This is a genomic window from Spiroplasma endosymbiont of Cleonymus obscurus (assembly GCF_964273375.1).
Lineage (GTDB): Bacteria > Bacillota_I > Bacilli_A > Mycoplasmatales > VBWQ01 > Spiroplasma_E.
In genome coordinates this window covers 644,488-666,017 of sequence record NZ_CAXWWA010000002.1, presented here as the reverse complement: position 1 = coordinate 666,017, position 21,530 = coordinate 644,488, and the positions used below count along the sequence as shown (strand labels likewise).

The following is a 21,530-nucleotide window of genomic DNA, read 5'->3' as shown; positions in this document are numbered from 1 at the left end:
AGGATAAGAAAAAGGAATAATTTTAGCAATAATAACTAAAACTGGTTGTCCTTTAATGGCTACATACGGAATATATTGACCCGATAAAATGATGTTGGCAAATATAATAATAAAGCAAAAGCAAAAGCAATTTTAAAATCAGAAGCAAGAATACCAACCATTATTCCTACTGCTGAACACATAATTGATGAAAGCAGAATTGCTAGTAATATATAACCTCAATTAATTAGTTCTAAATTAATCTGATTATGATATAAAGCTGCACCAATTCCTAATGTTCAAAAACTACCAATAAAAATTAAAATAACATGAAATATTAAAATACTACTAATAAATTGTCATGGTTTTAATGGTGTTGCACCAATTCTTTTAATAATTATTGATTGTTTAAAATCAGAATATGTCATTGATAAAGTAACAATTCCTAATACTGGTGAAGCTGACATCACTAACCCCGGTAATACTGTTTGTGCAGCATTTGGGTTACCGGGTGTTAATACAGCAACTAAAATTGTTAACATAATAATAGGGAAAATAAAACCAAAGAAAATACTATGGAAAGATTTCTTAAAATAACCAAATAATAATTGAAACATTGCTAGCATTATTTTTTTTCCTTTCTCGTAGTTATTTCTAATGGTGTTTCTGTTTTTTCTAAATAATATTTTAATAATGAACCATATTTTTTAGTAACTTCAACAACAGTAGTATCATCAATAATTTGACCATCCTTTAAAAAAATAATACGTTTACATAAAGCTTGGATTTCATCTAAGTTATGACTAACTAAAATTAAAGTAATGTTATTCAAACTAATTTGTTCTTGTAAAAAATTAATAATATCAATTCTTGTTTTAACATCTAAACCAGTTGAAATCTCATCACCAATATAAATTTTTGGTTGATGAAATAATGATAAAAATAAATTAACTCTTTGTCTTTGACCACCCGATAAACTATTTACTTTACGTTTGTATAATTCTGTTAATTGAAACTTATCTAACATACTATTAAAAATTTCGGGTTTTATTTTATCTAAATAAATCTTATGATAAAAATTTATTAATTCTTTAACTGTTATAAAGTTAGGATAAACTTGATCTTGAAAATTTATTCCAACAACATATGGAATATCTTTTTTATTAAAGTTATATTCAATTTCTCCTGTACTTGCATTTTTAGTATTACTAATAATCTCACATAATGTGGTTTTACCAGCACCATTAGCACCAAAAATAGCAACAGAACTACCACTCTCAATTTCTAAATTAATAGGTCCGAGTACAACATTACCATTATACGACTTCGTAATATTTTTAACCTTAATTACTTTCATAATTGCTTCCTTTCATATTATTTTAAACTTTATAAATAAGTATAGCATTAAAAAAATCTAATTTTATATCATAAGAACCAACATTTTTTTTAATTAAAATTTTTTTTAATATATTTAATTTTAAGTAACATTTTAAATGTTACTTAAAATTTTTATTTGAATACAAAATTCCTTCAGTTCCTGCAGCATATAAAATATTTTCTGAATTAATTGTTAAGGCAAGAATATGTTCATTATCATTATCTATTCCTAACATATTGCAAAAAATAGATGATTTTTTTACTTTTTTATATATTTGATTTGAATCAACACCAGCGAACAAAACACCATCTCTATCAATAATTAATCGTTTAATTTCATGACCTGTATTTAAAATTTTAGAATACATACTTCCACTATTAATTTGATAAATATTACCATTATCAGAACCAGCAAAAATAGTTCCAATAGTATCTACGACTAAACTTTTTATTGACCCAACATCATTTTGTTCTTTAATTAATTGAAAATCATTTACACCATTACTTTTATAAATTTTACCATGATTATTAGCTCCAGCAAAAACAGAATCATGTGTTCCTAACATATGATTAACGTTACTATTTTTATCAATGCTATACACACACCATCATCATTCCCAACATAAACAATGCCGGTTTTTTTATTAACCGCTAAATCTCATATTCAATTTGTTGAATCTGGCAATAAAATTTTTTCAAATTTATGTATTCCATCACTTTTATAAACAGAACCAGAATCAGTTCCAACATAAACATTATCTTCATTATCAATTACTATATTTCTGACAGTTTTACCAGCATCTAATCCTTCTATTAAAGTTTCTACTCCTGTAGTACTAAGTTTATAAACTCTATCTTCTTGGGTTCTAAAAATATTACTTTGTGAATCAACACCCAAAGCATAAATTTTTTCATTTGCTATTTTTTTATTTAATAAAACAGATGAATCAGATAAATTATGAAATGTAATAGAATCTAATTTTATATCATAAGAACTACCACTAGCACAAAACTGAGAAGAATTATGACCTGCATATTGACAATAAATATTATTATCATCGTGCCATATACATAAATATATATGAATTCGATTTTGAGCCATAAAAATTCAAAAATTATTTTCAAACTTAAAATTAAAAGTATCATTATTTAATACTACAGGATCATTAAATGGAGGAGCAATATACTCAGGAATAGATTTATTAATTTTATTAGTCATTAAACTTAGATTATTGTTAATAACTGGACCATTAGAATTAGTTAATTTAATATAAGAACCTGTTTAAAATCTTTTAGAGAAATAGGTAAAATGATTATATAGCTAACTAAAGTAATGTTTACTCATATCTTGAAAAACAAATGTCTACCAAAAAACAGTCCTAAAAAGTATTGCCATTCCAAATTTAGCTATTTCAAAATAAGCATTATCTACTGCATAATGCAAAGGAGTAAAACCATATTTATTTTTGATATTGACATCAATATTTGAATGATTTAATAATAATTTTACTACTTCAATTTTATCATTCTTAACTGCAATATCTAAAAGACTATCACCATTATCATTTTTAATATTTACATCAGCACCTTTTTCAATTAACAATTTTAAAGAATTAATATGACCATTTTTTGCAGAATAAAAAAAGATTGATTTAATATAATCATTTTTAATATTGACATCAATATTTGAATGATTTAATAATAATTTTACTACTTCAATTTTATCATTCTTAACTGCAATATCTAAAAGACTATCACCATTATCATTTTTAATATTTACATCAGCACCTTTTTCAATTAACAATTTCACTATTTCAATGTTGTTATTAAAATTTGCTATAGCAATTTGTAAAGGAGTTCCTCCAATATCTTCAATATTAGGATTTGCACCATTATCAATAAAAAATTTAGCTATTTCAAAATAAGCATTATCTACTGCATAATGCAAAGGAAAACCATTAGGAATAACAGTAGTGTTGTTTGTTTCAAGTTCTACATCTACATAAGATTCATCTTTAAGAAATGTTTCATCAAATAGTAATCTTAAATCTATTTTTTTATTTATATTATTTATTTCTTTTATTTTTTCTTTTAATTTTTTTAAAAAATTTTGAGTTTCATTGTATTTATATCTCTTTACTAAATCAATTCTTCCTCAAATACTAGTAGATAGAGTATCATTACTACCTGCTAATGTATAACTGTTAACAAAATTAGCATGTATTCCTTTTTCAAAATCAGTACCATCTCCACCTTTTCCATAATAAGTTTGATTTATATCTAAATTTAAATTAGTTAAATCTATTGCATATAAATATCATTTTTTATCACTTGATTTATTTGCAAAAGAATATGGACCAAGTCTATCAATTGTTACATTTTCACTAATATCAATTCCAGTTTCTTCAAACATTTCATTTACAACAGTTGTATAAAATTGATTATTTTCTAAACCACCCGTAATAGTACTGTACTGACTAACTTTAGATTTTTTTTGAGCTGGGTTATTTTCATTATGAATTTGTAAAAAATGATATTGATTGTCTTTTAAAACATAGGGTAATATTGCAACTCCTTGGTTATTACATCAAGGTTCTTGAACATAAATAAAATTATTTTCTATTATTACTCTAATAAATTTAGAATCAAACAATACTTTTTTCTTTTTGTCTTTTATTTCAATTGTCATTTTTTATTTTTCCTATCTTAAAATATTTAGTTCTTCTTCTTTTTTTTAACAAATTTTATAAATTAAACAATCTTTTTTTTAAAAAAAAAAATTTCGCAAATAGTCCTAAAAAGGGTTGCCATTCCAACTTCATTAGGTGTCACTTCAATATCATATATATCTAACTAAATTAATATTTTTTTGTTTTTTTGTTAATATTACTATTAATAGTACTAACGCTAGCACTAGACTAGCACCAGTATTAATAATAGTACTAGTAAAAAATATTTTTTATATATTAAAAAAGCCCAACAGCTAAGGTTGGGAATTCGAGAACTATACTCTCTTGCACAGCGTTAACTGTACTAACAAATTAATTATATAATTAATTTATAAATATGTCAAATTTTTATATTAATGATATTATAATATTGCTTGAGGGGTAGAAATATCCTGCTGGGTAACCAAACCTAGTGCAAATTTAGAACCGTTAGGTTCTTTTTTTAATTAACTAATTTTGTTATATAATTTCTGCAATAAGTTCTTCATATGCTTGTTTTTGACGTCAATAATAAGGATTTTCCCAAATTGAACATAATTTATTTTCTACTGCTTTGAAAATTTCTGATTCTTTAAGTTTTGTGTTTAACATTTTAGTTTCTAATTTAAAATCAAAAATTAATTTTTTAATTTCTTCTAAATAAAAATTTTCTCTTAGAACCTGTTTAGAATCTTTTTAATAAAACTGAAATAAATGAAAGAACAACCATTTGTAAACTAGTATTTAGTTTTCTTTCACAATTTTTTCATAATCTTCTGTATTTTTCTAATCAAGCAAAGCTTCGTTCTACAATTCATCTTTTTGGTAATACTACAAAAGTATGTAATTCATTGCGTTTTATCACTTCAACATTTGCATTTATGATTGTTTTGATTTCAGAAGCAAATTTTTCACCAGTATAACCAGCATCTACTATTATTTTTTGAACTGCAGAAAGATTTTCTTTTTCATTTTCAATCATTATTATAGCGCTATTACGATCTGTTTTTTCTGCCGTGGTTATGTAAATTGCATGTGGTAAACCTTGAGAATCAACAACAATATGACGTTTTATGCCTGAAATCTTTTTACCAGCATCATAACCTTTATTTTCAGTAGTATCTGTATTTTTAACACTTTGCGAATCAATTATACAAAAACTAGTTTGTTCTTTGCGATTATTGTTGATACGAACTTTTTTAACTAATTTTTTTTAAAATTAATTGCAATACACTAGGTTCTTTACCATTATTTTTACTTCAAATTTGAAAATAATAATATACAGTTTGTCATTTTGGAAAATTTTTTGGTAACATTCTTCATTGACAACCACTTTTTAATACATATAAAATTGCACAAAATATTTCATATAAATCTAAACTTCTTGGTTTTGTTTTCTTTTTACTATTTTCTAAAATTGATTTTATGTTTTCAAATTGTTCTTTGGTGACATGACTTGGATAATTTTTATGCATATATACCTCTTATTTTAAAATATATAATCATTTTACATTATTTTCGAAAAGATTCTAAACAGGTTCTTACATTATTAATTAAAATTTTTAAATTAGGAATATCTCTTTTTTCTTGATGACAAATAACTTCAAGATTATTTTTTAAATCTAAAAATCCCTTCAAAGACCTTAAAGCATTATTAATAGGTACTATTACTAAATCACTTATAACTAAAAAACTTAAGTTTAATTCATTTATTGTTGGCGGATAATCAATAAGCACATAATCATAACTATCAAATTTTTCTTTATTGTTTCAATATAACATATCAGAAATTTTATATATTTCATCTTTTTCATACATTGTGCCTAAAATATATGAACTTTTTGTTAATTCCTTTTTAGAAGCTATTAAATCAATATTATTATATTTAGAATTAATTATTACTCTTTGAATTGAAATATTTTCTATGGCGTCTTTTGTTGCGATTATATTCATAATTGTTTTTTTAATTTCTTGTTCATCGTTTATAAACTCCATTGTTAAATTTGCTTGTGGGTCTTAATCAATTAATAAGATTTTTTTATTATCTTTAGCTAATTTGTATGCAATATTTTTACAAATTGTGGTTTTTCCTACTCCACCTTTTTTATTACAAAAAGAAATCATTTTCGAGGCTTTTTAATAATCTGTGTATCTTTGTTTTGCAAAGTACTAGTTCAGATTATTAAAAATCCTCAAAAAATGAAAAAGAAAATAAAATGTTAATTAAATACCTACTTATAAATTATTATTCCTTGTTTTAGTTAAATTTTATTAAAAAGATTTTAAACAGGTTCTAAGAATTATTAAATGAAAGGCTAGGTCATAATAGACAAAATTCTTCTCATCTTTTTGCATATTTTGTTCAATTAATTAAAGTGTAGTTTTCTGATTTAAAATCTTCTCAACTATTAGTTCCATCAAATGATTGAGAATTAAATATATTAATATTTTTACTTAAATTCGTATTATTAAATTTATGATAATAAATTTCAATTACATTATTATCTTTATCAAAAATATAATTAATTGAATAATCTCTTGCATCATTAGAAAAGGGCAATTCATTAATTAGTTTATAAACTTTTTCTTTATCAACAATTAAATTAATAATCTCATTAGTTAAACTTTTATTAAAACTATTTTTAATACTAATTTTACTAATAAAATCCTTTCCTAAACTATCAGCTACACCTTTAGTAATTTTATTTTCGTGTACTGCTTTAACAATATAATATAAACCTAATGTTTCATTTAGATTATTACTGTGTTCAACTTTATCAGCACCTACTTGATTTGAAATATCAATATGACTATTTAATCCTCCAAATTGAATATATTGTCAATCATTATTATCACCTTCAAAATAATATTATCATAAATACTTTCATTAGATATATTTTTTTATCTTTAGTTTTTGTCACTTTTTTATAGTTAATCATTTCTTGTTTTGTATTTTCAATATTTAACTTATCCTTTTCTAAAATAAGTGTAGAATCATAATTTAAATTACCATCATTATCAACAAAAAAACTTCTCTAGCATTAATATCATTGCTCAACTTATAATTAGCATGATTTGTATCATAACTGTAAAATTTTTGATCTAAATTTGATTGATTAGTAATTCAATTACTATTTGTTAAATAATTATATTGATTATTAAATAAATGAGTTAAGGGCTCATTTGTTGATTCTTTTTTTGGTAGTAAGGAATTTTTTTTAACAACATTATTATCCATTTTATTACTATCATTATTAATAATGTTACTATTAATAATGTTACTTGTGAAAAGTAATGATGCTAAAGTACTTATTGTAAATATACTTAATATTTTTTTCATAGTTTTGCCCTCCTAAGAAATAGAACAACAAAATAAAATGGTTTAACATTTGATTTAACTTCATCATAAATTGGATCGGTATTTATTTTTTCATAAATAGGTTGTTCTTCTACTTTTTTTGTAATATTTGATGGTTTAATTTCATTAGTTTCTTCGGTCGTTACTTTCATATTATTTTCACTTGTTTTATTTCTTGGTGGTAATTGTGGAGGAACATTATTACCAACTGAACTCAATGAAGTTGTTTCATCTTTTACATTTTCATAAATAAATTTTTCAAAAATAGTTTTTTCTTTTATTTCTTCATAAATATGATCATCTTGATTAAAATATAAAGGATTATCAATTGAACTATTTTGATAATTTAAAAACATTTTAATAGTCTTAAATAAAAAAATATTGTCTTCTTTTAGTTTTTTCATCTCTTCTTCTATATCAAGAATTTCTTTTCTTAATTTTTGTAATTCTTTATTTTTCTTTTTAAAGTACTTTTTAAGATACTTATTATAAAATTTTCTTATAAACTTTAACATTTTCTTTCTCCTTTTTATAAAAAAATAAAAAAATTTTAAAACAATCATGCTTTTTTTATTTTTTTATTATTTCTTAATTTCTTTTTTAATTCCAAAATGATTTTATTAGTTCTGGTGTTATTACTATTTTTATATATTTACTTAAACTTATTTTTAAAATTCTTTCAAAAAATAAAAATTTCTTATAATAAAGGTATGTCAAAATTTTTAATGTCCGTATTTATTTAGTTATTTAAAATTTAATTATTATAAAAGTTTAATTATAACTAAAAATAAAAAAATCATTACTTTTACCATCCTCTAAAATCACACCAGTAACTATAATAATTGTATATTAAATACAATAAAAATAAAACGATAAATATGAATTTATTTGCTAAAATATAATAAAATTTTTTTAACATTTTTTAAACAAAATTTATTAAAATAAAATCTATTATTAAAAAGGGATTTTTATATTATCCATGTGGTTCAAATGTCGGATGAGGTACATTTTCTACTTTAGAATTAATAATATTTTTATTTCAAGGAATTACTTTATAAAATACATAAGCACAAATAAAATCAGCTGATTTACTTAAACACGAAATCATAATTACCATTTTAATACTTAAGTCAGTTCACTGCAATAAAGCAAAAGTAATAAAAATATCAATAAATCAAATTAAAAATAGATCAGCAATACTAATAATTAAAGTATAGCCACCAGCATAAAGAAAACTAAATAATGGTTGCATCATATTAATGAAAAAATAAGTTACTGCTGAAAAAGCCATATATCAAACTGCAAGTTTCATAGCATTATTAGATAAATTTGGAAATAATACTTTTGGAACTCAAAAAGCACTACCCAAAATAATTAAAGCAATAACAGTTGAAATAGCAAAACTCAATTTTAATATCTTGTTAGCATTTTCTTTAGCCAGTACTAGTTCTCCTGAACCTAACTTGCTACCAATAGCATATCCAACTAAAGCATTATATCCCCTAAAAGTAGAATAAAAAATAGCAACAACACTACCAACAATTTGCACAGCGGCAACAACTTCAGTATCACCAAAATGAGAATATAAAGCTGTTAACATTACTACTGAAACACCAAATAATACTTGACTAGCAAATAAAGGAATAAAAGTAATAATATATTTTTTATGTAAATCTTTTGTAAATTTAAAAATATTTCAATTAGGAGCATAAATTGGTTTTTTATAAATTAAATAACCTAACAATATAAAACATTCTACTGCTCTTGAAATAATTAAACTTATTGCTAATCCTTCAATACCTAATTGTGGTCCCCCACTATATGGTAATGATAAAATACAAACTAAAAATGTATTTAAGAGTAATGAGCAAATAGAAGTTATCAATGGTGTTTTAACATTACCACATGTATTCATAGTAATTGACATAATAAAAGCAAAACCTAACAATGGGTAATTTCAAGCAATTAATTTACTATATTCTTCAGCAATACCAATAGCATTTTCATGAGAATTATCTTCAGCACCAAGAATTACTCCCATAATTTGTTTGCTAAATAATTCTAATATTACAACAAAAAATATTGAAAAAATTAAAGTATAAAATAATTTTATATTAGTAGTTTCTTGAATTTTCTTCTTATCTTTAATACCTAAATATTGAGCAGTAAAAATATTACCGGTAGCAACGATAGCAAAAAAGATATATCAAACCATATCATAAATATTACTTGATGATGCAACTCCAGCAATAGCATCATCATTTCCAAATTGACCAACCACAAAATTATTCATTAAGTTTATTAATGTTTCAATTAAAGATTGTGCACAAATTGGAATCATAAATAATAATGCCATTTTATAAAAGTTTAAATTATCTTTGTTTAATGTTTTCATATTATCTCACCCAATTTAAAAATTTAATATAATAAAAAAATATATTAATGTTATTATTTAATATTTTGTTATATTTTTAACGAATAATTGCTTGAAATTTTTTCTTTAATATTTCTTGAATAATACTTATTTGTCCACTTACTTTTGTTTCATCTAATTGTTCTTCTTGACTATTAAATTTCAAATTAAAAGTTAATGAATGTTGATTTTGTGATTTTAATTTTTCATCATTATAAAAATCTACCAAAGATATTTGTTCTAAAAAATCAATATTTGCAAATATTATAGCATTTTTTACATCAGAAAATTGAATATCGCTATTAACAATAATTGATATATCACGACTTAAAGCATTAAATTTTGATCAAAGCTTAAATTTAGAAACTACTTTTTGTTGTTCTTCTATGATTTTAACTAACTTACTACAATTAATTTCTGCTAAGAATATTTTTTCAACATTCATTATTTTTTCAGTTTGTGGATGCAGTGCGCCAATAGTAGCAATATGTTCTTGCTCATAAAAAATATCTGCGCTTAAATACGGATGCATTAAAGAATTATTATTTGTTTTATAAACAATAGAGTTAAATAAATTTGGCATAACTTTTGCTAAAAAACCATCTAAAAAACCTTTAATAAAATAATACGTACTATTAGTAATTCTATTAGTATTAATTTTTGGTCAAAAATTATCCATAATCATAAAAGCTAAATGATGATTATCATCAGTTTCATCACCTGTATAAATAGTTTCATCAGTAAAAATTTTTAATTGTGTTTCTTTACGTGCATAATTATATTGACAAATTCTTAATAAACTATCTGTCAAACTAAAACGCATAACTTCTCTTGTTAATGTCAAAGGTGCTTCTAATTTTACAGGTATTTTATATTTAAAAAAATTAAAATCATTTAATCTCTGCATACTTGTTAAACTATATGTTTTTACTTGATTAAAACCATAACTTGTTAAATGTTGTCTTCACTTCATCATTAAATTTTCCATTGCCGTTGGTGACTTAAATGATACATTAAATTGTGGTTTAATAACTGGTAATTTATCATATCCAAATACTCTGGCAACTTCTTCACTAAAATCATTAGCATTATTTAAATCACTACGATGATTAGGAACTGTTACTTTTAAACTTTCTTGATTTTTTGCATCAATTTCAATTTGACAACCAATAATAGTCAAATAATTAATTATTTCATTAACCCCAAAATTTGTACCTAAAATTTTATTAATAAAATTAAAATTAAAATTGATCACTTTTGTTTTAACTTGATAAGGAACATCATTACTAAAACCAGTAATTTCATATTTAACTTGTAATTGTCCTAAAATAAACAAATAACGTTGTAAAGCAATTAAATAATAATCAGGAACAACTGGTCTTGTTAAACGTTCTAATAATGTATTAATAAGAGCACCATGTCGCTTTGCTTGTTTACTCATTAAGGTAACATCAGGATTAATTGAAAATATAAAAACTTCTTTGGAACTTGGTTTAACTTCATATTCAATATTATGACTAACTCCTAAAACACTAAAAGCCAAATATTTATCATGTAATAAAATATCACCCTCTTTAATTTGCAAATTACCTTCTGGGTATGATTTAGGTGAAATATTTAAAGATGGTTTTTTTAAAACATCGGCACTAAAAGTAATTAAGGGTTGACCCAATTCTAACATTACTAAATGAATAATATCTTCTGATAAAGTTTTGGGTACAATATTTGCAAGTTGTAGTGTTCTTCTAATTCAAATTGGTGTTATTACAGATTTATCATCAAATTCAATCTTTAATGTTGCTAAAGCTTGAATTTTACCATTAAGAACACTAACTTGACTTTTATTATCAAATTTTCCTATACTACTAACTTCCATGTTTTTTAAAGGAATTTTAAAATAACCGCTTAATTCTCTAGCAATACTATAAATCCCCAAACAATCACTACGATTTACTGTTAAATCAATAAAAAAAATTGTATCATCTAAATTTAAATATTGTAATGGATTAATATTACCAACCATTGCATCATCTGGTAAATGAATAATACCACTTAATTCTTCTTTATTCTGAACAATACCACTTAATCCTAATTCTGTTAATGAACAAAGCATTCCTGAAGAAACAACGTCTTGAATTGTTCTTTCAATAATAGTAAGACCATTACCTAAAGTACTTCCTATCCTTGCTACAACAACTTTAATACCAATAACTACATTTGCTGCACCACAAACTATAGTTAACATTTCAGTGCCTACTGTTACTTCACAAATATTTAATTTATTTGATTTAGGATGTTTAGTAATTTTAGTAATTTGACCAACAACTAAGTTTGTATTACTGAACATTAAATTTTTTACTTGATCAACCTCAAAACCCAAACTATTTAAAGCATCAACGATTTCATAATCTTTAATGCTATTAATATTCAATCACTGCGAAATGATTTTACGTGAAACTATCATTTTATTTTATACTCCTTTTAATTTTTAAAATTGTTTTAAGAATCGAAAATCATTATTATAAAATAATCTGATATCGTCAATGCCATATTTAATCATAGTAATTCTTTCAATGCCTACACCAAAGGCAAAACCTGCTGTTGTTTCATCTAAACCAGCAGCAATAAAAACATTTGGATGAATCATACCAGCACCTAAAACTTCAATTCAACCAGTATACTTACATAATGAACAACCTTCTGTATTACATTTTGGGCAACTTACATCTACTTCAACTGAAGGCTCCGTAAATGGGAAATAACTAGGACGTAATCTTGTTTTAGTTTCCATACCAAAAAATTGCTGACAAAAATAATTTAATGTTCATTTTAAATTTGCAAAAGTAATATTAGATCCAACTAAAAACCCATCAACTTGCATAAATTGGTGAGAATGAGTAACATCATCATCATCTTTTCGATAAACATTTCCTAAACTAATAATAGCCGTGGTTTCTTTTGAATTTTTATCTTGCTCGCTAAGAATGCGTGCAGTCATATTTGTAGCGTGTGTTCTTAATAATCAACGATTAAGTTTGTCATTATTATTTTCAAGATAAAAAGTATCTTGCATATCTCTTGCTGGATGATCAAATGGTAAATTTAAGCGATTAAAATTATATTCTTCATTTTCTACTTCATTACCACTAATGATTTGATAACCCAAATTTTTAAAAATTTCAGATATTTCGGTAACAGTTTTTAATAAAGGATTGGTGTGACCAATATTAAAATCAATACCCGGTAGTGTTAAATCAATTTCTGAAGATTTAAGACGCTCATTAATGTTATCTTTCTCAATTTCATTAAATTTTTTTATTATATATTCATTAATTTCTTTTTTTAATTTATTAGCTGCTTGACCAATTTCAATTCTAAAATTATGAGGAAACTTTTCTAAAGATTTTAATATATTATTAATATCCGAATTTTTACCTAAATATTGTGATTTTAAAACTTGCAATTTATGTAAATCAGCAACTTCATCAATATTATTAAATGCTTGCTGTCTAATAATTTCTAATCTTTTTTTTAAATCGTTAACCGCTAACATTCTATTCCTCCATTAATTTATTAATATGTATAATTAAATTTTTATAATTCAAAATAAGTATAATTTATTTTAATATATTACTAGTAAATAAGCAATACGTTACTATTGCTACACTTGTTGCTAAATTTAATGATTCAACATTAAAAGAAGTTGGAATAAAAATATTACTATTAATTTTATCTTTATACTTTTTATTAATACCTTGTCCTTCATTGCCAAATAAAAAAGCATTCTTTTGCTTAAAGGTAATTTCAGATAAATTAGTACTATTATCTTCATGTAGAAATGTACCATAAATCATATAATTTGCATTTTTTACTTTTAATAAAAATTGATCAAAATTTTCATAATACACATTAGTATAAAAAATAGCTCCTTGACTTGCACTAATTACTTTGAGATTATATAAATCAACGCTTTCATTTGATAAATATACTTCAGAAATATTAAAAGCAGTAACACTGCGTAAAATATTTCCTAAATTACCTGGATCTTGAATTGTATCAATTAGAATAATATGAGAAGAATAAAAATAATTTAAAGGTTTAACAATATTACAAACGCCAATTATTGGTTGTGGTGTTTTTTGTTGTGAAATTTTTTTAATAATCATACTATTTACAACAATAACTTCAATATTATTACAAGTTTTTAATAAATTTGCATATTTGTCTAAATACTTCTCATCAACATATACTGCAAGTAATCTTTTTTTTAATAATGCAATACTAATTAAATGTTCTCCTTCAATTAAAAACTTTTTTTTAACATTGCGATGTTTTCTTTCATGTAATAAAACTAATTCTTGAATTATTGGATTTTTAAGTGAGGTTATTTGTTTCATCCATAACTCCTTGTTTTAATATTTTTTGACAATCTTGAAAATCTGGACAATATTGAGCAACAAAATTTCAAAATGTTTTTTTATGATGAGCATGAATTATATGCGTTAACTCATGAATTATAACATAATCAATTACAGCATAATCAAAATGAATTAATTTATAATTTAGTGTAATGATTTTAGTATTTGGTTGACAAACACCTCATTTATTTAACATCGAACGAATTTTTAGTACTGAAAACTCAATATTGATAATTTCTGATCAATATTGTAAGCGACTCATAAAAATATTTTTTGACTCTTCTTTTAAAAATTTTTGAATTTTAATTAATATTTGCTTATCATCTTGAATATTTGTGCATACTACCAAATTATTAAATTCAAAATAAATAATGGTTTTTTTTGAATGATACTTAGTAATTAATTTATATTTTTTACTTAAAAAATAAAGATAACTGTCATTATTATTAATAACAATATTAGGTTTTAATATAGTTTTCTTTTTTAAAATTTTAGGTAAACTTTTTAAAATGAAATCTTCAATTAATTTTTCTTGCATAAAAAATGGAGCACTAATAATAATTTGATCGTTGCGCACTTTTAAATACATATGTTTTTGTTGTTTATATGTAATAATGTACTCTCATTTTGTATTATTATAATTGAAAATTTTAACATTAGTCATTTTAATCTCCTAAATAAAACGATCACTTATTTCCATTAATAATTTTGTGATTGTCGTAAATGATTTATTTCATTTTTATAAATATAACAAGAAATAATGTCTTCACTATTAAAATTACATTTTTTACCAATTGTAAAATAAATATTTAATAATTCAAAAAAATCATTACTTGATTTTGATTTAAAAAGAGTTGTAACAAAAGCAAATAAATCAATGAATGCAAGATTAAGATCTTGATAATTTGTTTTTTCTGAAAAACTAAAATTTTGAAAATCAATATTAAGGCTATTACCGATACTAAGAATAAAATGAAGACTATCAATATATTCTTCAAGCATTACTGATTTTTCACTACTTGGTTTTGAACTTCAATATTTAAAACATCTTTGTTCATTTGCAAATTCACCTAATTCAACTAAAAGTGCTAAAAATCTAGAATTTAATGTTTTAATATCGCTAACACCACGATTAATAATTATTTTTTTATCTAACTCATTTTGAAGTTGGATAATTGTTAAAAATTGTTTTGAATTTAACATAATTAACTCACTTTCTTTTTTTAATTATTAATTAAGATTTCATTATTTTTTTATCTTTTAAATTTAATTTTTTATAAAATTTTGTAATTAATGATTTTTTATCTTTATAAATAGGATAAATTTTTGTTCCTTTTTCTAAATAAAAAGGAGATAAAGTTTTTATAATAAAAATATATGTTAAAACTAGTAATGAAATACCAACAACAGACATAAATGTAAAACGTAAAATTGGTAACCACACTGAAGTGTCTAATACTTTTTTACCAAAACTTGCTGTATAACCAGCATTACCAATAAATAAGTAATTAGTACCAAAAGAAGTATTAAAAATAAAAACACCACTACCAAATAAAGTTAAATATAATATACTTTTTTTGATATATATTTTGTCATATTCAATATGACCATATAAATATAAAAGTAAATAAGAAAAAAGAATAATAATATGAATAAAATAATAATTTCAATAAAGAAAATGCTGTGGACCAAAAACTCATTTTGTTTTATCTGGTAATAAAAATGCCAAAATAACAGGACCAATTAAAGGAAAAGTAATATTAAATAAACTTTTATTAGGAATAATTAATAGTATACCACTAGTAATATTTAATACCGAACATAATTGAAAAGGAAAATAATCATACCATTGATAATTATCACCATTCAATCCATGAACAATATAAAAACTAATATATAAAAGTATTTGAAAAATACCTAAACTACATTTAAAACTATAGCACTTACTTAAATTTGCATAAAACCTTTTAAAAATAAATAAACTAATTATCAAGAATAATAATATAGATAAGCCAATTCAATAATACATACCAAATAAAGGATTAATAACTGCTTGTGGATTACCATCAAAAAATCCAAGAAAAACAAATTGCATAATGGCCCCCTCTTTTTTTAAATTTCTTTCTTATTTTTATACTAAGAAGCGAATTTATTTTTTAATTTTACCATTAAATATATTATAAAACAAAGTTTGTGATAAAAAAATATTCTTTGAAATTTATATTAAATACATTTCTAAAACTTATCATAATTTTATATAAAATTATGCAATTAATTATTTTGCTAAAGCAGATTTTGATGCCAAAACTAATTTTTCAAATTCTTCTGGTTGATTAATTGATAACTCAGACAATATTTTACGATTAAGATTAATATTAGCTTTATTTAAGCCATCAATAAAACGTGAATATGATAAATCATAATTACGAACAGCTGCATTAATTCTTTGAATTCATAACTTGCGAAACTCACGTTTACAATTTTTACGATCACGATAAGCATATGCTAATGAGTTCATTACTTGTTCATTTGCTGTACGATATAAACTATGTTTTGCTCCATAATATCCTTTTGCTGCTTTTAGTATTTTTTTACGACGATGATTAGTTGTATAACCACCTTTAACTCTAGCCATTTATTTTGTCACCTTCCTAAATTAAATCTTTTAAACGCTTATAGTCAGAAGCAGATACTTCACTTCACCCACGTAATTGACGTTTTTGTTTTGTTGTTTTATTTTGAGCTAAGTGAGAAACAAAAGCACCACTACGCATTCATTTACCACTTCCTGTTACTTTAATTCTTTTTTTTAAAGCTTTTTTTGTTTTCATTTTTGGCATATTTTACCTCCTATTGTTAATTTTCTTGATTTTTCTTTTTTGGAAAAAGATAAATAGTTTGTATATTTTTTTCTTTTTTATCAAAGTTTTTATCATAAATACAAATATCTTCTAATTCTTTATAAAATTTTGTAATTACTTCAAATCCTGCTTCAGGATTATGTAATTCACGACCACGATATTTTAATGTAACTTTTACTTTGTTACCATTACTTAGAAATTTACGAGCCTTATTTGCCTTTGTTTTAATGTCATTGTTATCAATAACAACACTTAGTCGAATTTCTTTTTCTTCAACAATTGTTAATTTTTGTGCTTTTTTAACTTCTTTTTCCTTTTTTTGTTGTTCAAAACGATATGTATCAAATTTAAACATTTTACAAACAGGTGGTTTAGCATTTGGTGATATACATAATAGGTCATATCCTAAATCTTCTGCTTTTTTTAAAGCATCATTTTTTTTCATTAAACCATAATTAGTACCATCATTACCAATTAATAAAAATTCATAAAAGGGAATATTACTATTTCATAAATTATCATTATTTTTAAAAGCCATACATACCTCCTTTAATTTGCATAAATAAAAGTGTGCTAAAACGCACACTCACCACTACAAAACTTTATTTTAAAAATAAAAATTTAAAGCATTGAACCTATAACAACTTAGCTATCAGGTGAGCGTAAAAACTACTTTCTTTATGTCAAGTATTATTATATTAGATTTTTAATAAATTACAAGATTTTTTTAATATGTTAATACATAAATTTAAATAAAAATAAAAAAACTTACTATATAATTAGGCAGCAAGTCTTTTATTTTTATTAATTTTAATACTAATTACTTATATATAACCTATCTTTTATTAAAATTTTTAGCTATATATAAGATTCCTTGCGATCCAGCAGCATAAATTGAATCATCTGGACCAACTGCTAAAGCAAAAATATGATCATCAGTATTTTTTATTCCAGATAATTCAGAACATAAATCTGTACCTTCTATTTTTTTATATACTTTATTGGAGTCAATACCAATAAATAAATTATTATCTCTATCAATGACTAAACGTTTAACCTCGTGGTTTGGATTTGTTTCTAAGAACCTGTTTAGAATCTTTTTAATAAAACTGAAATAAATGAAAGAACAACCATTTGTAAACTAGTATTTAGTTTTCTTTCACAATTTTTTCATAATCTTCTGTATTGGAATGGCAACCCTTTTTAGGACTATTTTTTGGTAGACATTTTTTCATGATATTTAACTGGAGTTAGGTAGTTTAAAGTGCTGTGGATTCGTATGTTGTTGTATCAATTGATATAATCAAATAATTCTAATTTTAATTGGATTAATGATGTAAAATTTTTATCATTAATAAATTCAGTTTTGAAAGTTTTGAAAGTTGCTTCAGCAACAGCATTATCATAAGGACAACCTTTTTTGCTTAAAGAACGGGTAATATTGAATGCTAATAAAAGTTTATCAATAGTTTTATTATTGAATTCATTACCGCGATCACTATGAAATATTTGAATATCTTTTAAACAGCGATTTGATTGCATAAATGCTTGATATACTAATGATGCATCTTTTTTAGTACCTACACTATATCCAATAATTTCGCGGTTAAATAGGTCGATTAATAAGCAAATATAGTTTCACTTACCATTAACTTGAACATAAGTTAAATCACTAACAATAACTTCATTTTTAAGCCTATTATTAAAGTTTCTATTCACAAGATTGCTTATTTGGCTATCATTGACTTTGTTATGATGATTTTTAAATGATAATTTAGTGTATTTTGATATTAAATTATGCTGATTCATAATTTCTTTAATTTTTTTGCGTGATAAATAAATTTCTTTATTTTCTAGACTGACTTTTAATCTTCTTGTTCCATAAACTTCTTTATTTTGTTTAAAAGCACTAATAACAGCTTCATCATACATATTATTTTTGATTTTATCTTCTTTTTTCTTTAAATTAAAATAATATGTTGATTTAGAAAGTTTTAAAAAACGACAAATTGGACGAATTTTATATTTAGATTTATTATTTGTAATAATCTCTACTTTCTGCCTATTATTAGTGCTGCTTGCTTTAAAATATCATTCTCCATTCTTAATTGTTTTAATTCTTTATTTGCTTGAATTAATTGTTTTTCTAAATCCGAAAGATTATCTTTAGTTTTAAAACTGCCTGAATTTGTAAATTGCTTAATTCATTTATAAGTAGCTGCTCTTGTAACGTTGTATTCTTTAGCAAGGCAAGATACTGATTTGCCATTTTGATATAAAAATACTATTTGTTTTTTAAATTCATCATTATATGAGTTAATATTGGCCATAATTATATTTCCTTTCTTTTAACTAATTTGTTCACTTGTCTACGTAATTAGTGTCCAATAAAGTGTAACCCATCCAAAAAAGTCATATTTTCTCCAATAGAAACAAATTCAGTACCTAAAGCAAAATCAATCACATTTACACAATCAATATTGGTAAAACCAAAGATTTTCATTACCTCCATATTGCCTTTTTTCAAAAGGGTCCTACAACCGTGCTTTACAATCCAATCAGTCTGATTGTTTTTACCATATCATTCCTTTGCAATTTTTGTAACCAAGTCAGGATGTGTTTTAGAAATATCATTTAGAACCTGTTTAAAATCTTTTAGAGAAATAGGGTAAAATGATTATATATTTTAATATAAGAGGTATATATGCGTAAAAATTATCCTAGTAATGTTAGCAAAGAGCAATTTGAAAATATAAAATCAATTTTAGAAAATACTAAAAAGAGAACTAAACCAAGAAGCTTAGATTTATATGAAGTATTTTGTGCAGTTTTATATGTATTAAAAAGTGGTTGTCAATGAAGAATGTTACCAAAAGATTTTCCAAAATGACAAATTGTATATTATTATTTTCAAGTTTGAAGTAAAAATAATGGTAAAGAACCTAGTGTATTACAATTAGTTTTAAAAAAAATTAGTCATGGCATTTCGTATCAATAATGGTAGAAAAGAACAAACTAGTTTTTGTATAATTGATTCACAAAGTGTTAAAAATACAGATACTACTAAAAACAAAGGTTATGATGCTGGTAAAAAGATTTCAGGAATAAAGCGTCATATTGCTGTTGATTCTCAAGGTTTACCACATGCAATTTACATAACCACAGCAGAAAAAACAGATCGTAACAGTGCTATAATAATGATTGAAAATGAAAAAGAGAATCTTTCTGCAGTTCAAAAAATACTAGTAGATGCTGGTTATACTGGTGAAAAATTTGCTTCTAAAATTAAAACAATTATAAATGCAAATGTTGAAGTTATAAAACGTAATGAATTACATTCTTTTGTAGTATTACCAAAAAGATGAGTTGTAGAACGAAGTTTTGCATGATTAGAAAAATGCAGAAGATTATGAAAAAATTGTGAAAAAAAATTAAATACTAGCTTACAAATGGTTGTTCTTACCTTTATTTCAATTTTATTGAAAAGATTCTAAACAGGTTCTAAATTAATAGCAATTTTCCTCATACGGGCTTTCAAGTCTAACTTATCTCATGTTTCATCTATAATGTCATTGATAAAATCATCAATTTTAAATAAAGGGTATATGGTTCTAATAGTTACAGCCAGATCTTGGAGTGACTGGTAATTATACCTATTTTTTAATAATTTTGGCATACTATTTTCCTTTTAATTTTTATTAATAAAAAATTATTAATAATATTTTATCATTGTTTTTCCTTCTTTTTTATACATAAAAAACCAATGAAAAAATAATTAATATCAATTTCCTTTACATTAATATTTGTTACATTTCTTATGATAAAGCATCAAGATTATTTTTAATTTAATATTATTTTAATATCAATAATAAAGGTAATGTTTAAAATAATATATTTTATAGTTAAAATGTTAAAATTATTATTATTAATATTTTTAGTTTAAAGGAGAATAATATGCAAACAAAACGTTTAATTAAAAGTTTAATTAATAATTTTTTATTTATTATTAATGCTATTTTATGAATTTTTAATATTAGATCCGTTGGTGAAATCGTCACCGGAATTAATGTTGGATCAAATCGTAAAGAAAAACTAATCTATGGACTTTGCAGTTTACTACAATATATAACTTATATATCATTAATTGGATTTATTATTACTATTTATTGATGAATAAAAAATGATTTATCAATAGCAGAGCGTATAAGTGGTTTAAAACAATCATAAATTAAAAATAAAATTTTTTACTTATTTTAATGTAAAAATTAAGATTAACAATAAAAAAAATTTGGCATCGTGCTATTTTCCCATTGCTGGTATTTTCGCCGCTGGAGTGCTTAACTGCTGTGTTCGAGATGGGAACAGGTATGACCACTCCGCCATGGACACCAAATAGTTTAGCAATTGCTCCCTAAA

General features: G+C 23.4%; 24 protein-coding genes, 1 rRNA gene and 3 pseudogenes. 2 read left to right on the top strand and 26 right to left on the bottom strand.

What is annotated here, in order from left to right; translation table 4 throughout:
• Positions 1–59 precede the first annotated feature (59 nt).
• The 24 genes and pseudogenes from ACI2WJ_RS04385 to ACI2WJ_RS04270 all read right to left on the bottom strand — a co-directional run.
• Positions 60–605: an ABC transporter permease gene (locus tag ACI2WJ_RS04385; RefSeq protein ID WP_400254948.1), complete on the bottom strand. Its 546-nt coding sequence runs from the start codon at positions 603–605 to the stop codon at positions 60–62.
• Entirely contained in the window at positions 605–1,336 is a 732-nt protein-coding gene (locus ACI2WJ_RS04380; RefSeq protein WP_342258069.1) for an ABC transporter ATP-binding protein, read from the bottom strand. The genes ACI2WJ_RS04385 and ACI2WJ_RS04380 overlap by 1 nt, the downstream gene beginning before the upstream one ends.
• Before the next feature lie 139 nt (positions 1,337–1,475).
• A complete protein-coding gene (locus ACI2WJ_RS04375) occupies positions 1,476–1,958 on the bottom strand; it encodes a hypothetical protein (RefSeq protein ID WP_400254947.1) in 483 nt (160 codons plus the stop codon).
• The gene (locus ACI2WJ_RS04370) at positions 1,916–2,575 is read right to left on the bottom strand and encodes a WD40/YVTN/BNR-like repeat-containing protein (RefSeq protein WP_400254946.1); all 660 of its coding nucleotides are present in this window, start codon (positions 2,573–2,575) and stop codon (positions 1,916–1,918) included. The genes ACI2WJ_RS04375 and ACI2WJ_RS04370 overlap by 43 nt, the downstream gene beginning before the upstream one ends.
• Before the next feature lie 144 nt (positions 2,576–2,719).
• Complete coding sequence (locus ACI2WJ_RS04365) at positions 2,720–4,045, bottom strand: ankyrin repeat domain-containing protein (protein WP_400254945.1); 1,326 nt, start codon at positions 4,043–4,045, stop codon at positions 2,720–2,722.
• A 499-nt stretch (positions 4,046–4,544) separates the two neighbouring features.
• Positions 4,545–4,676, bottom strand: a complete 132-nt coding sequence (locus ACI2WJ_RS04360; RefSeq protein ID WP_400254944.1) for a hypothetical protein — start codon at positions 4,674–4,676, stop codon at positions 4,545–4,547.
• Positions 4,677–4,749: 73 nt separating this feature from the next.
• Positions 4,750–5,539 (bottom strand): IS5 family transposase gene (locus ACI2WJ_RS04355; RefSeq protein WP_400254448.1). Its coding sequence is split into 2 segments (ribosomal slippage): positions 4,750–5,277 and positions 5,279–5,539, totalling 789 coding nucleotides; the frame shifts between segments, so codons are not numbered across the junction.
• 37 nt (positions 5,540–5,576) lie between these two features.
• Positions 5,577–6,188: pseudogene (locus ACI2WJ_RS04350) on the bottom strand (ParA family protein).
• Positions 6,189–6,357: 169 nt separating this feature from the next.
• Positions 6,358–6,624, bottom strand: coding sequence for a hypothetical protein (locus ACI2WJ_RS04345; protein WP_400254943.1), 267 nt, complete (start codon positions 6,622–6,624; stop codon positions 6,358–6,360).
• A 441-nt stretch (positions 6,625–7,065) separates the two neighbouring features.
• Positions 7,066–7,404, bottom strand: coding sequence for a hypothetical protein (locus ACI2WJ_RS04340; protein ID WP_400254942.1), 339 nt, complete (start codon positions 7,402–7,404; stop codon positions 7,066–7,068).
• Positions 7,389–7,937 (bottom strand): hypothetical protein, encoded by a 549-nt coding sequence (locus tag ACI2WJ_RS04335; protein ID WP_400254941.1) that lies wholly within the window; start codon positions 7,935–7,937, stop codon positions 7,389–7,391. The genes ACI2WJ_RS04340 and ACI2WJ_RS04335 overlap by 16 nt, the downstream gene beginning before the upstream one ends.
• Before the next feature lie 458 nt (positions 7,938–8,395).
• Complete coding sequence (locus tag ACI2WJ_RS04330; RefSeq protein ID WP_400254940.1) at positions 8,396–9,817, bottom strand: MATE family efflux transporter; 1,422 nt, start codon at positions 9,815–9,817, stop codon at positions 8,396–8,398.
• 76 nt (positions 9,818–9,893) lie between these two features.
• On the bottom strand, positions 9,894–12,299 hold the full coding sequence (gene pheT, locus ACI2WJ_RS04325) for a phenylalanine--tRNA ligase subunit beta (protein WP_400254939.1): 2,406 nt from the start codon (positions 12,297–12,299) through the stop codon (positions 9,894–9,896).
• A 24-nt stretch (positions 12,300–12,323) separates the two neighbouring features.
• Positions 12,324–13,388, bottom strand: a complete 1,065-nt coding sequence (gene pheS, locus ACI2WJ_RS04320) for a phenylalanine--tRNA ligase subunit alpha (protein ID WP_252320310.1) — start codon at positions 13,386–13,388, stop codon at positions 12,324–12,326.
• Positions 13,389–13,452: 64 nt separating this feature from the next.
• Positions 13,453–14,232, bottom strand: coding sequence for a TrmH family RNA methyltransferase (locus tag ACI2WJ_RS04315; protein ID WP_400254938.1), 780 nt, complete (start codon positions 14,230–14,232; stop codon positions 13,453–13,455).
• The gene (locus tag ACI2WJ_RS04310; protein ID WP_338959036.1) at positions 14,210–14,917 is read right to left on the bottom strand and encodes a M48 family metallopeptidase; all 708 of its coding nucleotides are present in this window, start codon (positions 14,915–14,917) and stop codon (positions 14,210–14,212) included. The genes ACI2WJ_RS04315 and ACI2WJ_RS04310 overlap by 23 nt, the downstream gene beginning before the upstream one ends.
• Positions 14,918–14,952: 35 nt before the next feature.
• Positions 14,953–15,456: a dUTP diphosphatase gene (locus ACI2WJ_RS04305; protein ID WP_338959033.1), complete on the bottom strand. Its 504-nt coding sequence runs from the start codon at positions 15,454–15,456 to the stop codon at positions 14,953–14,955.
• Between the two features lie 31 nt (positions 15,457–15,487).
• Positions 15,488–16,348: a TMEM164 family acyltransferase gene (locus ACI2WJ_RS04300; RefSeq protein ID WP_400254937.1), complete on the bottom strand. Its 861-nt coding sequence runs from the start codon at positions 16,346–16,348 to the stop codon at positions 15,488–15,490.
• A gap of 180 nt (positions 16,349–16,528) precedes the next feature.
• Complete coding sequence (gene rplT / locus ACI2WJ_RS04295; protein WP_252320320.1) at positions 16,529–16,888, bottom strand: 50S ribosomal protein L20; 360 nt, start codon at positions 16,886–16,888, stop codon at positions 16,529–16,531.
• A gap of 16 nt (positions 16,889–16,904) precedes the next feature.
• A complete protein-coding gene (gene rpmI / locus ACI2WJ_RS04290; RefSeq protein ID WP_174480739.1) occupies positions 16,905–17,093 on the bottom strand; it encodes a 50S ribosomal protein L35 in 189 nt (62 codons plus the stop codon).
• Positions 17,094–17,109: 16 nt separating this feature from the next.
• A complete protein-coding gene (gene infC, locus ACI2WJ_RS04285; RefSeq protein WP_174480738.1) occupies positions 17,110–17,652 on the bottom strand; it encodes a translation initiation factor IF-3 in 543 nt (180 codons plus the stop codon).
• Between the two features lie 551 nt (positions 17,653–18,203).
• Positions 18,204–18,296, bottom strand: a pseudogene (locus ACI2WJ_RS04280) (IS5/IS1182 family transposase); the annotation flags it as partial.
• 27 nt (positions 18,297–18,323) lie between these two features.
• Positions 18,324–19,444 (bottom strand): IS3 family transposase gene (locus ACI2WJ_RS04275; protein ID WP_400254936.1). Its coding sequence is split into 2 segments (ribosomal slippage): positions 18,324–19,201 and positions 19,201–19,444, totalling 1,122 coding nucleotides; the frame shifts between segments, so codons are not numbered across the junction.
• 77 nt (positions 19,445–19,521) lie between these two features.
• A pseudogene (locus ACI2WJ_RS04270) lies at positions 19,522–19,752 on the bottom strand (hypothetical protein); the annotation flags it as partial.
• A gap of 66 nt (positions 19,753–19,818) precedes the next feature.
• Here ACI2WJ_RS04270 and ACI2WJ_RS04265 point away from each other — a divergent pair.
• A protein-coding gene (locus ACI2WJ_RS04265) for an IS5 family transposase (protein WP_400254935.1) occupies positions 19,819–20,608 on the top strand; the annotation gives its coding sequence in 2 pieces (ribosomal slippage) (positions 19,819–20,079 and positions 20,081–20,608; 789 coding nt in all).
• Here the strand turns inward: ACI2WJ_RS04265 and ACI2WJ_RS04260 are convergent.
• Positions 20,605–20,790 carry a hypothetical protein gene (locus tag ACI2WJ_RS04260; RefSeq protein ID WP_400254934.1) on the bottom strand — a complete coding sequence of 62 codons (186 nt, stop codon included), beginning with the start codon at positions 20,788–20,790 and terminating at the stop codon, positions 20,605–20,607. The two genes, ACI2WJ_RS04265 and ACI2WJ_RS04260, sit on opposite strands and share 4 nt — an antisense overlap.
• A 278-nt stretch (positions 20,791–21,068) precedes the next feature.
• Between ACI2WJ_RS04260 and ACI2WJ_RS04255 the strand changes: the two genes are divergently transcribed.
• Positions 21,069–21,341 (top strand): hypothetical protein, encoded by a 273-nt coding sequence (locus tag ACI2WJ_RS04255; protein WP_338988300.1) that lies wholly within the window; start codon positions 21,069–21,071, stop codon positions 21,339–21,341.
• Positions 21,342–21,400: 59 nt separating this feature from the next.
• Here ACI2WJ_RS04255 and rrf read toward each other — a convergent pair.
• Positions 21,401–21,507, bottom strand: a 5S ribosomal RNA gene (gene rrf / locus ACI2WJ_RS04250).
• Between the last annotated feature and the right edge of the window lie 23 nt (positions 21,508–21,530).